13 protein-coding genes are annotated in these 12,427 nt (G+C 69.5%); 3 read left to right on the top strand and 10 right to left on the bottom strand.

Annotated features, from left to right (window positions below):
- The first annotated feature begins 182 nt into the window (after positions 1-182).
- Positions 183-2,519 carry a beta-N-acetylhexosaminidase gene (locus FQY83_RS05180; protein WP_146385756.1) on the top strand — a complete coding sequence of 779 codons (2,337 nt, stop codon included), beginning with the start codon at positions 183-185 and terminating at the stop codon, positions 2,517-2,519.
- A 78-nt stretch (positions 2,520-2,597) separates the two neighbouring features.
- Here FQY83_RS05180 and FQY83_RS05175 read toward each other — a convergent pair whose 3' ends face one another.
- The 4 genes from FQY83_RS05175 to FQY83_RS05160 are packed head-to-tail and all read right to left on the bottom strand — an operon-like array spanning position 2,598 to position 4,880.
- Positions 2,598-3,029: a VanZ family protein gene (locus FQY83_RS05175; RefSeq protein ID WP_146385754.1), complete on the bottom strand. Its 432-nt coding sequence runs from the start codon at positions 3,027-3,029 to the stop codon at positions 2,598-2,600.
- Entirely contained in the window at positions 3,026-4,219 is a 1,194-nt protein-coding gene (locus FQY83_RS05170) for a class I SAM-dependent methyltransferase (protein ID WP_146385752.1), read from the bottom strand. Before FQY83_RS05170 ends, FQY83_RS05175 begins: the two co-directional genes overlap by 4 nt.
- Entirely contained in the window at positions 4,216-4,632 is a 417-nt protein-coding gene (locus FQY83_RS05165) for a TA system VapC family ribonuclease toxin (protein WP_238333412.1), read from the bottom strand. Before FQY83_RS05165 ends, FQY83_RS05170 begins: the two co-directional genes overlap by 4 nt.
- The gene (locus FQY83_RS05160) at positions 4,629-4,880 is read right to left on the bottom strand and encodes an antitoxin (RefSeq protein ID WP_146385750.1); all 252 of its coding nucleotides are present in this window, start codon (positions 4,878-4,880) and stop codon (positions 4,629-4,631) included. Before FQY83_RS05160 ends, FQY83_RS05165 begins: the two co-directional genes overlap by 4 nt.
- 124 nt (positions 4,881-5,004) lie before the next feature.
- On the opposite strand from FQY83_RS05160, the gene FQY83_RS05155 reads away from it, so the two are divergent.
- Positions 5,005-5,742 (top strand): pteridine reductase, encoded by a 738-nt coding sequence (locus FQY83_RS05155; RefSeq protein WP_146385748.1) that lies wholly within the window; start codon positions 5,005-5,007, stop codon positions 5,740-5,742.
- Positions 5,743-5,932: 190 nt separating this feature from the next.
- Here FQY83_RS05155 and FQY83_RS05150 read toward each other — a convergent pair whose 3' ends face one another.
- The 6 genes from FQY83_RS05150 to tsaD all read right to left on the bottom strand — a co-directional run bounded on the left by FQY83_RS05150 (position 5,933) and on the right by tsaD (position 12,029).
- A complete protein-coding gene (locus FQY83_RS05150) occupies positions 5,933-6,763 on the bottom strand; it encodes a DUF6159 family protein (protein WP_146385746.1) in 831 nt (276 codons plus the stop codon).
- Positions 6,764-7,038: 275 nt separating this feature from the next.
- On the bottom strand, positions 7,039-8,391 hold the full coding sequence (locus tag FQY83_RS05145) for a Gfo/Idh/MocA family protein (protein ID WP_146385744.1): 1,353 nt from the start codon (positions 8,389-8,391) through the stop codon (positions 7,039-7,041).
- Positions 8,392-8,583: 192 nt separating this feature from the next.
- Positions 8,584-9,102: a 2-amino-4-hydroxy-6-hydroxymethyldihydropteridine diphosphokinase gene (folK, locus tag FQY83_RS05140; protein ID WP_146385742.1), complete on the bottom strand. Its 519-nt coding sequence runs from the start codon at positions 9,100-9,102 to the stop codon at positions 8,584-8,586.
- Between the two features lie 72 nt (positions 9,103-9,174).
- Entirely contained in the window at positions 9,175-10,443 is a 1,269-nt protein-coding gene (locus tag FQY83_RS05135; RefSeq protein ID WP_238333411.1) for a mechanosensitive ion channel family protein, read from the bottom strand.
- Complete coding sequence (gene folB, locus FQY83_RS05130) at positions 10,444-10,812, bottom strand: dihydroneopterin aldolase (RefSeq protein WP_146385740.1); 369 nt, start codon at positions 10,810-10,812, stop codon at positions 10,444-10,446.
- Between the two features lie 179 nt (positions 10,813-10,991).
- Complete coding sequence (gene tsaD, locus FQY83_RS05125) at positions 10,992-12,029, bottom strand: tRNA (adenosine(37)-N6)-threonylcarbamoyltransferase complex transferase subunit TsaD (protein ID WP_146385738.1); 1,038 nt, start codon at positions 12,027-12,029, stop codon at positions 10,992-10,994.
- 144 nt (positions 12,030-12,173) lie between these two features.
- Between tsaD and rpsU the strand changes: the two genes are divergently transcribed.
- Positions 12,174-12,389, top strand: coding sequence for a 30S ribosomal protein S21 (rpsU, locus tag FQY83_RS05120; RefSeq protein WP_036170822.1), 216 nt, complete (start codon positions 12,174-12,176; stop codon positions 12,387-12,389).
- The last annotated feature ends 38 nt before the right edge of the window (positions 12,390-12,427 follow it).

The following is a 12,427-nucleotide window of genomic DNA, read 5'->3' as shown; positions in this document are numbered from 1 at the left end:
GCTTGATGCCGTTCTCCCCGCGGGCCCCGGTTCGTCCGGGCCCGCGTTTTTTTGCCATCTTCCAGCAGCCGTGAGGCCATGGTTCGCCATTGCCGCGACGACACCATTGTCAGCACCGTCATCCCGGCGAACGCCGGGATGACGAATCTGCAGTTCTTCCAAGCCAGACCGAGGATGAAGCAATGATCCCGATCCCCCGCGCGCAGCGGCTTGCGCTGATGCTCTCCATGACCGCCTTGCTCGCCGCCTGCGGCGGACGCCAGGATGCCGCGGATGCCGCACCGGCGACACCAGCCGAAGCCGTCGCCAGGCCGGCGCTGATCCCCGCACCCGCGTCGCTGGAGCAGCGCGAAGGCAGCTTCCGCTTCGACGCCTCGACCCGCGTGTCCGCGGACGGCGAGGCCGCGCAGCGCGTCGCCGCGCACTTCGCCGGGCTGGTCGCGAAGACCAACGGCATCACGCCCGGGACCGCGCCGGGAACGGACGGCGGCATCGTGTTCGCGATCGATCCCTCGGCCTCGCCCGATGCCGCCGAAGGCTACGTGCTCGAAATCGCCCCGCAGCATGTCCGCGTCGCCGCCGGCGACGAGCGCGGCCTGTTCTACGGCGCGGTGACGCTGTGGCAGCTGCTGTCCTCGGCGCAGGGGGAGGCCGTGCGCGTGCCGGCGCTGCACATCGAGGACGCGCCGCGCTTCAGCTGGCGCGGGCTGATGCTCGACTCCGCGCGCCATTTCCAGTCGGTCGACGAGATCAGGCAGTTGCTCGACGCGATGGCGCAGCACAAGCTCAACACCTTCCACTGGCACCTGACCGACGACCAGGGCTGGCGCATCGAGATCCCGAAGTATCCGAAGCTCACCGAGGTCGGCGGCTGCCGCATCCCCGCGGGCGAGGCCGGCGTCGATCCGGCGAACGGCAAGCCGCGCCCGTACTGCGGCTACTACACGCAGGACCAGATCCGCGACATCGTCGCCTATGCCGCGCAGCGCCACATCACCGTCGTGCCCGAGTTCGACATGCCCGGCCACGTGCAGGCGATCGTCGCCGCCTACCCGCAGTACGGCTCGCTCGGCGACACGCCGCCGGTGTCGAACGAATGGGGCGTGCACCAGTACCTGTTCAACATCGACGAGGCGACCTTCGATTTCATCGAGGACGTGCTCGACGAGGTGCTCGCGCTGTTTCCCTCGACCTATGTCCACATCGGCGGCGACGAGGCGGTCAAGGACCAGTGGCAGGCCTCCGCCGGCGTGCAGGCGCGGATGAAGGAACTCGGCATCCAGGACGAGACCGAGCTGCAGAGCTGGTTCATCAAGCGGCTGGAAACCTACCTGTCGGGCAAGGGTCGCAAGCTGCTGGGCTGGGACGAGATCCTCGAGGGCGGGCTGCCGCCGGACGCAACGGTGATGTCGTGGCGCGGCACCGAGGGCGGCATCGCCGCCGCGCAGTCCGGCCACGACGTGGTGATGTCGCCGGTGGACAAGCTCTACCTCGACTACCTGCAGACCGCGTCGCCGAACGAGCCGCCGGGCCGCCCGGTGCAGGTCACGCTGGAGACGGTCTACGGCTTCGAGCCCGTGCCCGAAGCGCTGTCGGCGGCCCAGGCCAGGCACGTCATCGGCGTGCAGGCCAACGTGTTCACCGAGCACATGCGCAGCTGGGCGCGCATGCAGCACGCGATCTTCCCGCGCATCGCGGCGCTGGCCGAATCGGCCTGGACGCCGGCCGCAGGCAAGGACTATGCGGACTTCCTGACGCGGCTGCCCGCGCAGCTGCCGCGCTACCGCGCCTTCGACATCGCCTATGCGCAGACGCCGTTCGAGGTGCTGGCGAGCGCGGAAGGCGAGCGCAAGGCGGGCAGCGTGCAGGTCACGCTGGAGAATCCGCTCGGCTACGCGGTCCGCTACACCACCGACGGCAGCGAGCCGGACGCGGACTCGCCGCTGTACGCGGCGCCGATCGAGGCGCCGCTGCCGCTGGACCTGCGCGCCGCGGCGTTCTCCGGCACCACCGCGCTCGCGCCCGCGTCGCGGCACGCCTTCGACGCGGCGAGCCTGCTGGTGCGCAGCGACGAGCAGCTCGCCACCTGCCCCGACACCGGCCGCCTGCTGCTGCGGCTGGAGGACGACGGCCCCGCCGACGGCGAGCGCGCGATCTTCAACGTCACGATCTTCTACCCGTGCTGGCTGTGGGCCGGCGCCGACCTCGACGGCATCGCGGCGGCGAAGGTGCGGCTGGGGCGGCTGCCGTACTACTTCCAGCTTGCGCACGACGAACCGGCCCGCAAGTTCCTGCCCGCCGAAACCGAACACGGTGAGCTGCTGGTGCAGTCGGGCGGCTGCAGTGGGGAGATCGTGGCGAAGCTGCCGCTGCCGGGGGAGACCGGCGAGGATGGTTTCATCGACGTCGAGGTGCCGCTGGCAGAGATCGGGGGCGCCACCGACCTGTGCTTCACCACCACCGGCGATACGCGGCCGGAGATGTGGGTGCTCGATCGGGTGGAGCTGGTGGCGCGCTGAGGATCGGGTTCGCTGCGAAGAGCGCCCCCACCCCAACCCTCCCCCGCAAGCGGGGGAGGGAGTCGGAAGCCGACATCCCTACCCTGCGCCGTCCCGCCCGCCATCGATCCGCAGCAGCAGGTCGCGCCACGGCGTCAGCCGCGTGCCCAGCCCGGCGATGACGCCGAGCGTGTTCGCCAGCGCGTCCTTCATGTCGAACATGCGGTCGACGGTCAGCGCGCCCTGCGCATGTTCGATGCCGATCCCAAGCAATACGAGGCCCAGTCCCGCGCCGAACAGCCCCGCCCAGTTGCGGAACAGCTGCACCGCCGACGCGGCGACGACGAAGTAGCCGAGGAAGTGCGTCCACTTGTCGCTGCCATCGAAGTCGGGCATCGGCGGCGGCGGCATCAGCGAGCCGACCACGATCACCGCGATCGCCAGGCACCACAGCGCGCACCAGAAGCGCGGGTGCCGCAGCGGCTTGAGCGAACGGCCGAAGCGGTACGTACCTTCTGGGCGCGGGCTCACAGGCGGAAACTCAGGTCGCCGACGAGGAAGGCCGCGTCGAAGCCGACGTCGCGCGCGAAGCCCATCGCCTGGAAGCGCTCGCCCATTTCCCCGGGCAGGGTCAGCGCCTTCGCCTGCTGGCGCAGGGCGTGGCGCGCGGCCTCGTCGGCGGCGCGCGCCTCGTGCGCGGCGAGGCGCTGCTCCAGCCCGTTGCCGATCAGGAAGCTTGCCTGCGAGCAGTAGCCGGCGAAGTCGAAGCCCGCACCGGTGCCGGCCTCGGCCAGCGCGGTGAAGTCCACCGAGGCGGTGATGTCCTGCAGGCCGACGCGCGCGAACACGTCCTCGACCACATGGTGGCGGTGGAACGCGCGCAGGGTGCCGTCGCGGCGGCGCGGATCGTAGTATTCGCGCCGCGGATAGCCGTAGTCGACGAACAGCATCGCGCCCGACTTCAGCCCGCCCGCGACCGCCTGCAGCCAGTACGGCAGCTGCGGCAGGAGTTCGGAACGATAACCGTCGGCGAAGGGCGCATCGATCTGGCGCTCGACGTGGCGCACGGCCGCGGCCAGCAGCGCATCGGCCGGGCGGTCGCTGCGTTTGAGGCCGCCGTCGCCGTCGAGTACGACATGCTCCTCGAACACCTCGCCGCCCCGGATCGAGAAGCGCGGCGTCGGCAGCGCGTCGATGACCTCGTTGGCGAACAGCACGCCGTTCCAGTCGTCCGGCATCGGCCCGTCGAGCCACTCGACGCGTTCGAACACCGGCGGCGTCAGGCGCCGCGACAGGTGCTCGCGCTGGCGTTCGCGCAGGTCGGCGCTGGGTTCGAGGATGGCGTAGCGCGCCGGCATCGCGTCGAGCCACATCAGCTGCTTGATCGCGTACTCGGCGAACTTGCCGCTGCCGGCGCCGATCTCGAGGAAACGCGCATCCTCGCCGACCTGGCCGATCACCGGCGCCACCGCCCCGGCCACGCATTCGGCGAACAGCGGGCCGAGCTCGGGCGCGGTGACGAAATCGCCGGCGGCGCCGAACTTCGCCGCGCCGGCACTGTAGTAGCCCAGCCCCGGCGCATACAGCGCCAGCTCCATGAAGCGCCAGAACGGGAGTGCCCCGCCGGCGGCCGCGACCTGTTCGCGGATCAGCGCCTGCAGGTGCGCGCTGTGGGCGAGCGCGTCGCCGTCAGTCGGAGGAGGCCCGGAAGATCCGCTCATTCGATCAGCTCGACCAGACCCGGATGCAGCGCCGCCACGCCCTTGTCGAAAGTGGCCAGCCTGCCCCCGTTCTTCCTTGCCAATGCCACCAGATAGGCGTCGGTCACCTGCCTGTGGCCCATCACGCCTTTCCAGTCGACCTGCAGGTAGTCGAGGCCATCCGGCCAGAATCGGTGGCGTGGGTGCTCGACGAAACCGCGCAGGATGCCCACGGCATCCTCGGTGCCCGGCACCGCGCGAAAACTCAGCAGTATCCGCAGCAGCGTTCCCTGCGTGATCGGACAGGTGGCGAACAGGCCGCGCTGCCGGCGGAACCATTGCTGTGCCGCCACGTGATGCACGTGCGGCGGATAGGACATGGCGACGAGGACGTTGCCGTCCAGCAATATCGGCGCCTCGCGCGCAGGCGTCACGGTTCGTCTTCCAGCGCCCGCACGTCGTCGTCGGTCATCACCCGGGTCGCGCCGAGGATGACCGGCAACCCGGTGTCCTCGTCGATGCGATACACCGTCTTGCGCTCTTCCACCCGGCCTGCCGGCGCCGCATCCAGCCCGCGCCGCATCAACTCGGCCACGACCTGCCCCAGGCTGCGCTTGTTGTGACGCGCCAGGCTGGTGGCGATGCGGTGCAGGTCTTCCGGCAGATCGATGGTGGTGCGCATGACTGCATCATGATGCTCAATCATCATGATGTCAATGACGGATGTCCCCGCGACAAGGCCGAGCGTGCGCCTGGCCGCGCCCGGCGCGGGACGATAATGGCTGCATCTGGCGCAGGAGCCTGCCGTGACACCATCCCACCGCGTCGCCCTGGTCACCGGCGCCGCACGCCGCCTCGGCGCGGCGATCGCGCGCCGGCTGCACGGCGCGGGTTTCGCGGTCGCCGTGCACTGCCGCGACTCGCGCGGCGACGCCGAGGCGCTGGCCGCGGAACTCGAGGCCGCGCGCCCGGGCAGCGCACTGGTACTGCAGGCCGACCTGGCGCAATTCGACCGCCTGCCGGAGCTGGTGGCGAAGACCGTCGGCCGCTTCGGGCGGCTCGACGCCCTGGTCAACAACGCCGCCGCGTTCTTTCCGACGCCGTTCGGCACGGTGACGCCCGCGCAGTGGGACGAACTGTTCGCGGTGAACCTGCGCGCGCCGTTCTTCCTGTCGCAGGCCGCCGCGCCGCACCTGAAGGCCACGCGCGGCGCGATCCTCGGCATCAGCGACGTCTATGCCCGGCAGCCGCGCGCCGACCTGTCGGCCTACGCCACCGGCAAGGGCGCGCTGGAGGCGATGACGCGCGCGCTCGCGGTGGTGCTGGCGCCGGAGGTGCGGGTCAACGCGATCGCGCCCGGAGCGATCCTGTGGCCGGAGGACGCCGCCGATCCCGCGCTGCAGGAGAAGATCCTCGCGCACACGGCGCTGGCGCGCACCGGCAGCGTCGACGAGATCGCGGCCACGGCGCTGTGGCTGCTGCAGGACGCGATGTACACGACCGGATCGGTGGTCGCCGTCGACGGCGGGCGGACGCCGCTGTAGCCCCTGCTGTCATGTCGACAGCCCCCGTGTACTGTCATTTCGACCGAAGGGAGAAATCTGCTGTCCCGTCGAGCGCAAGGACGTCTGGGCGGCCGAGGCTGGAGATTTCTCCCTTCGGTCGAAATGACAGGTGGAAGAAAACCGGGGTCAGAGACGACTCCGACCCCGGTTTCGAACCCGGTTTCGGGAATCAGCCCTTCGGCAGGAACGCATGCTCCAGGTCCGCGCCGCGGAACGCCGCCGGCGTCTCGTGCGAGACCGCGTAGCGGTACAGCGCCGCCGAGTAGATGCCGCTCAGCGCCGCCTGGTAGATGCCCACCAGCAGCACCACGAGCAGGAACAACGCGCCGACGACGATCGCCAGCGCGAACGAGACCTGTGCCGCCAGCACCGTGAACAGCGCGCCCACCAACACCACGCCGAAGGTGAGCAGCCCGAACGCCGCGCCGATGCCGACCTGCCCGACCGCGTTCTCGCCCCAGGTGCGCTTGAGCAGGGACACGCTTTCCTTGAGCGCGTCGATCGGGCCGATGTTGCGCGACACCAGCACCGGCACCACCAGGAAGGTCGCCAGCGTCCACGCCGCGCCCAGCGCGCTGCCGAGCAGGCGCACGAGGAAGTTGTCCTTGCTCTTCATACCCTGCAGCAGCACGCCCACGGTCGCGGCGATTGCGGCATAGCCGAGGATCGACGGGATCCGCGCCTTCGCCGCATTGAAGCCGTCGGCCAGGGTCGGGTCGCCGCCGTCGAGGCGGATCATCGCCGCGCCGACCAGGGCGCAGTTGAAGAAGATCATCACGCTGTACTGCACGAAGTAGAACAGGAAGCCGAACACCGCGCCGCCGATGCCGATGCCGTCGGCGAAGATCCGCAGCGCGAACATCGGCAGCAGGAAGGTCGCCAGCACCACCAGGGTCGCGATGCCGGAGATCACCGGGAACAACATCAGCTCCTTGTCCGAGCGCAGCACCGAAGCGCTGGCCTTGACCAGGTCCCAACTGCGCGAGAATTTGTCGAACATGGCATCGCCTCCGTGGATGTCCGCCATCGTGCCCGGACGCCCCGGCGCCGGCAATTGACGGATGTCACCCCTCGACGGGAGTGGAGTGGAGGATGTGACGACCCCGCAGCAGCCGGCGCCTTTCCTCCCGTCATTCCCGCGAAAGCGGGAATCCATTTTCGCCTTTCCCGGAGACGGCAGGGCGTCAGTCCAAAGTCACAATGGATTCCCGCTTTCGCGGGAATGACGGGAAGGGCTGGTCGGGGCCGGCCCGAACGCCTGTGGAGCCGCCCGCCTCAGTAGCGATCGTCCAGCGCGAAGATCCGCTCCCGCCCCTTCCAGCCACCCTCGGTGAAATCCGGAAACGCCAGCGTCCGGTTGCCCTCGGCGATCGACTGCTCCGACAGCGGCGTGATTGCGCTCCAGGCCACGGCGTCGAACACGTCGATCGGCATCGGCGCGCCCGCCTTCAGCGCCTCGACGAAGGCATGCACCACGAAGAAATCCATCCCGCCATGGCCGCCGCCGGCGGCACGTTCACCGTGTGTCTTCCACAGCGGGTGGTCGTGGCGGTCGAGCCAGGGCTGAGCCGGCTCCCACCTGTGCGCTTCGGGGCTGCGGCCTTCGAGGTAGATCGACTGGTTGAGGTCCATCCAGATCCCGCCGGTGCCCTGCACGCGGAAGCCGAGCGAGTACGGCCGCGGCAGCGAGGTGTCGTGGGTCAGCAGCACGGTCTCGCCGTTCTCGCAACTGATCTGGGTGGTGACGATGTCGCCGAGCGCGAAGCCGACCTTCGCGTTCGGATGCCCTGCACCACCCTGCTTCACGACGTAGTCGTGCAATCCGCGCGCCTTGCTCGCATGGCTGGTCAGGCGCGTGAAGCGGTTGCCGCGATGGATGTCCAGCCACTGCGCGCAGGGACCGATGCCGTGGCTGGGATACAGCTCGCCGTTGCGGCGCACCGAATGCGGCGTGCGCCACTTCGCCTCCGACCAGCCCCTGTCGCCGAACTCGACGCCGCCGCCATACGGCTTGCCCGGTTCGCCGGAGTTGAACTTCACCGCGCGCAGGTCGTGCTCGTAGCCGCCCTGCACGTGCACCAGCTCGCCGAACAGGCCCTGCCGCACCATGTTCAGCACCGCCAGCACGTCGCGCCGGTAGCAGACGTTCTCCAGCAGCATGTAGGGCGTGCCGGTGCGCTGCTGCGCGCGCAGCACGTTCCAGTGGTCCTGCAGGCTGATGCCGGCGACCACCTCGCAGCCGACCGCGACCTTCGCCTCCATCGCCGCGATCGCCTGCGGCGCGTGCAGCTCCCAGGGCGTGGCGATCAGCACCGCGTCCAGGCGCGCGTCGGCCAGCATGTCGCGCCAGGCCTCGCCGCTGCCGGTGAACACGCGCGGCGCAGGACGACCGGCCTCGGCCAATGCCTGCAGCGCGCGGTCGAGCATGAAGCGCTCGATGTCGCAGACCGCGGCCACGTCCACGCCATCTTGCTTGAGCAGCTCCGACAGCAGCACCTGGCCGCGCATGCCGGTGCCGATCACGCCCACGCGCAGGCGCTCGCGCGGGCGCCCGAGCGCGGACACCCACGGCGCCGCCGCGGCGGCGCCGAGCGCGGCGGAGGCTTTCAGGAAATTGCGACGTTGCATGCGGGTCCTCCTCGTGGGTCTTCGGTCGACGCTTCGCGAACCCCTGTCATTTCGACCGCAGGGAGAAATCTGCTTCCTCGCGCCGGACGGGAGATTTCTCCCTGCGGTCGAAATGACAAGGATTTTCCAAGGCAAAGACGCTGGATCCCCGCCTTCGCGGGGATGACGAAAGTGAAGTGAATCGAAAATACCCTAGCCGATACCATCGCCGGCAAGCCCGCTCCCGCCAAGCGGGGCCGTCATGTCGAAATGCGTGTCATGGTCGGGGTGCGCGCGCCACAGTTCGGCAATCGTGCGCCGCTCGACCGGGTGCACCGCCTCCGGCGCGATCTCCGCCAGCGGCTTGAGCACGAAGGCGTGGCGCAGTTCGTCGCGGGGAATGCGCAAATTTCCCGCGCCTTCCGCGACCAGGTCGTCGTAGAGCACGACATCGATGTCGAGCGTGCGGTCGCTGTAGCGCGGGCCGCTGCGGTCGCGCCCGTGCGCGTCCTCGAGCGCATGCAGCCAGGCGTTGAGCGCCTCGGGCGACAGCGCCGTGCGCAGCACCGCGGCGGCGTTGAGGAAGTCCGGCCCGTCGTAGCCCACGGCGGGAAAGCGGTAGATCGCCGAGACCACCAGATCGTCGAAGCGCGCATGCAGCGCGTCGATCGCCGCGCGCAGGTGGCGCTCGGGATCGAGGTTGCTGCCGAGGCTGAGGCAGGCGGTGTGCATGGCGCCCTCCGGTGGGGGCGCCATGATCGCGCATCGCGATGGGCCGCGCGAGCGTCCGCGCGGCCCCGGCGCTCAGTCGTCCGCGCCGGCCGTCGCCGCGACGCGGCGCAGGTTCACGTCCAGCGGCGCGTCGCTGTTGTTCTGGAACACCCGCAGCCCGAACTCGGGCAAGATCGCCAGCAGGTGGTCGAAGATGTCCGACTGCACGTCCTCGTAGGGCTTCCAGCGCACGTCGTGGGTGAAGCACCACAGCTGCAGCGGCAGGCCGTGGTCGGTCGGGTCCATCTGCCGCACCAGGGTGGTCATGCCGTGGTGGATGCCGGGATGGTTGGCCAAGTACTGGTTGACGTAGGCGCGGAAGGTGCCGAGGTTGGTGACGCGGCGCTGGTTGACCGGTTCGGCGCCGCGCTCGGCCAGCTTCGCGTTCCACTCGCGCAGCTCGTTCTCCTTGCCGTCGAGGTAGTCGTCGAGCAGGGCGAAGCGCTTGAAGCGCGCCACTTCCCCGGGTTCGAGGAAGCGCACGCTGCCCTGGTCGATGTACAGCGAGCGCTTGATCCGGCGCGCGCCGGTCTCGGTCATGCCGCGCCAGTTCTTGAACGACTCGCTGATCAGGTACTTGGTCGGCACCCGGGTGACGGTCTTGTCCCAGTTCTTGACGGTGATGGTGTGCAGCGAGATGTCGATGACGTCGCCATCGGCGTTCTGCGCCGGCATCTCGATCCAGTCGCCCATGCGCACGCGGCCGTCGCTGCTGATCTGCACGCTGGCCACCAGCGACAGGATGGTGTCCTGGAAGATCAGCATCGTCACCGCGGTCATCGCGCCCAGGCCGGTGAGGATGTGCAGGAACTTGGCGCCGATCAGGGTGGCGACGATCGAGATCGCGACCAGCACGTACATCACGATCTTGGCGACCTGCAGGAAGCCCTTGATCGGCTTGTCGGCGGCGTTGGGGCGGCGTTCGTAAACGACGTTGACCAGGTCCAGCGCGCGCGACACCGACAGCGCCACGGTCAGCACGATGAAGGCCTGGCACAGCGCGTGCACCACCGTCACCACCTGCTCCGGCAGGCCCGGCACCACCGACACGCCCGCGGCCAGCACCAGCGCCGGCACCACGTTGGCCAGCCGCGGGATGACCCTCAGTTGCACGTCCTGGTCGTGCGCCTCGCCGCCCAGCGGCGTCGCGCGCAGCGCGCGCCTGAGGCCGCGCAGCAGGACCCGTTTGGTCAGCAGGTTCGCCAGCCACGCCGCCAGCAGCAGTGCGGCGATCACCAGCAGTGTCCAGGCCCATGGATACGGCGCGAGCGCCGTGCGCAAAGTCTCCAGCTGTTCCTGCAACTATCCGTTCCCTTGTGGCGTGCGAGCACGTTCGATGATCACGCCGACCGCACGTGCACCACGCACCGCACCCGGCTTGCTCAGCTTCAATCGTAACCAATCGACGTTGAATTCGTTCATCACGATCTGTGCACAGCGCTCGGCGAGCGTCTCGACCAGGCCGAAATCCGACTGCGACACGTACTCGACCAGGCGCTTGCTGACCGCCTTGTAGTTGAGCGTGTGCGCGATGTCGTCGCTGGCGGCGGGCACGCGGTTGTCGAAGCCCATCTCCAGGTCGAACACCAGCGTCTGGCGGATGCGGCGCTCCCAGTCGTAGATGCCGATCAGGGCGTCGATTTCGAGGGCTTCTATGAAGACTTTGTCCATGGGGCCGTGATTGGTGATTCGTGATTGGTGATTCGGAAAAACGCTGTCATCCCGAGCGCAGCGAGGGATCTGCCTTGCCGTTGCTTCGGATGCAAGATCCCTCGCTGCGCTCGGGATGACAAGGTCTGTTCGCGAAGCGGCTTTTCCGAATCACCAATCACGAATCACCAATCACCGCCCTACCGCCCCACCGCCACCGGCGGCAGGCTCGCCATGTCCCAGCGCGGCACGACATGCACGGCGGCATCGTCATGCTGGCCGGCCTGCAGGCGCAGGGCGCCGGCGAAGGCGATCATCGCGCCGTTGTCGGTGCACAGGGACGGGCGCGGGAAGCAGGCGCGCCCGCCGCGGCGGGCGGCCATGTCCTGCAGCTTCGCGCGCAGGCGCTTGTTCGCGCCGACGCCGCCGGAGACCACGATCACATCGCTGCCGGCCGCCTCCAGCGCGCGTTCGCACTTGATCGCCAGGGTGTCGACCACCGCGTCCTCGAAGCCGCGGGCGATGTCGGCGCGGGTCTGTTCGGACTGGTCGCTGCCCCGCCAGGCCAGCAGTACCTGGGTCTTGAGCCCGCTGAAGCTGAAGTCCAGCCCCGGGCGGTCGGTCATCGGCCGCGCGAACTTGAACCGCCCCGGCACGCCCTGCCCGGCCATTGCCGCCAGCTGCGGCCCGCCCGGATAAGGCAGGCCCATCAGCTTGGCGGTCTTGTCGAAGGCCTCGCCGGCGGCGTCGTCCAGGGTCTCGCCCAGCAGCCGGTAACGGCCGATGCCGTCCACGGCAACCAGCTGGGTATGGCCGCCGGACACCAGCAGGGCCACGAACGGCGGCTCGGGCGCGTCGTCCTCCATCAGCGGCGCCAGCAGGTGGCCCTCCATGTGGTGCACGCCCACGGCCGGCAGGTCCAGCGCCCAGGCCAGCGCCCGTGCCACCCCGGCCCCGACCAGCAGGGCGCCGACCAGCCCGGGGCCGGCGGTATAGGCCACGCCGTCAATCTCATCAATCCTGAGACCAGCCTCCGCCAGGGTCTGCCGGACCAGCGGCAGCAGTTTGCGCACGTGGTCGCGGCTGGCCAGCTCCGGCACCACCCCGCCGTACTCGGCGTGCAGGGCGATCTGGCTGTAGACGGCGTGGGCGCGCAGGCCCCCGGCGCCGGGCGTGGCCGTGTCGTAGACGGCCACGCCGGTCTCGTCGCAGCTCGATTCGATGCCGAGAACCTTCATGCGGATCAGATGGGCGCCGGTTGCGCCGTTGCAAGTCGGGCAGTTATCATACGCGGCTCGCCCGGTCCCCAAGGCTGCGCGCGAGTCCCTTCGCAAGAGCCCGCGCCCTCCGTGGCCGGACTTTCCAGAGATTCCGAGATCCCCATGCCCAGCGTCAAAGTCCGCGAAAACGAGCCGTTCGAGTTTGCCCTGCGCCGCTTCAAGCGCACCTGCGAGAAGGCCGGCGTGCTCGCCGAGACCCGCAAGCGCGAGTTCTACGAGAAGCCGACCCAGGAGCGCAAGCGCAAGGCCGCGGCCGCCGTGAAGCGCCAGGCGCGCCGCACCTCGCGCGACGTCACCAAGCGCCAGCGCCTGTACTGATCGCAGGCGACGCCGCATCCGAAGCCGGCCGCGCGCAA

Source organism: Luteimonas marina (assembly GCF_007859325.1).
In the GTDB taxonomy this organism is placed as follows: domain Bacteria; phylum Pseudomonadota; class Gammaproteobacteria; order Xanthomonadales; family Xanthomonadaceae; genus Luteimonas; species Luteimonas marina.
The sequence above is the reverse complement of the archived record's forward strand: the minus strand, read 5'-3'. Positions and strand labels throughout refer to the sequence as shown.

What these genes read in the sequence shown, in the direction of transcription:
- FQY83_RS05170 (WP_146385752.1), bottom strand. Translation starts at nt 4,219, where the DNA reads ATGAGCGGATCTTCCGGGCCTCCTCCGACTGACGGCGACGCGCTCGCC.
- FQY83_RS05145 (WP_146385744.1), bottom strand. Translation starts at nt 8,391, where the DNA reads ATGCAACGTCGCAATTTCCTGAAAGCCTCCGCCGCGCTCGGCGCCGCC.
- tsaD (WP_146385738.1), bottom strand. Translation starts at nt 12,029, where the DNA reads ATGAAGGTTCTCGGCATCGAATCGAGCTGCGACGAGACCGGCGTGGCC.
- FQY83_RS05180 (WP_146385756.1), top strand. Translation starts at nt 183, where the DNA reads ATGATCCCGATCCCCCGCGCGCAGCGGCTTGCGCTGATGCTCTCCATG.
- rpsU (WP_036170822.1), top strand. Translation starts at nt 12,174, where the DNA reads ATGCCCAGCGTCAAAGTCCGCGAAAACGAGCCGTTCGAGTTTGCCCTG.
- FQY83_RS05160 (WP_146385750.1), bottom strand. Translation starts at nt 4,880, where the DNA reads ATGCGCACCACCATCGATCTGCCGGAAGACCTGCACCGCATCGCCACC.
- folB (WP_146385740.1), bottom strand. Translation starts at nt 10,812, where the DNA reads ATGGACAAAGTCTTCATAGAAGCCCTCGAAATCGACGCCCTGATCGGC.
- FQY83_RS05150 (WP_146385746.1), bottom strand. Translation starts at nt 6,763, where the DNA reads ATGTTCGACAAATTCTCGCGCAGTTGGGACCTGGTCAAGGCCAGCGCT.
- folK (WP_146385742.1), bottom strand. Translation starts at nt 9,102, where the DNA reads ATGCACACCGCCTGCCTCAGCCTCGGCAGCAACCTCGATCCCGAGCGC.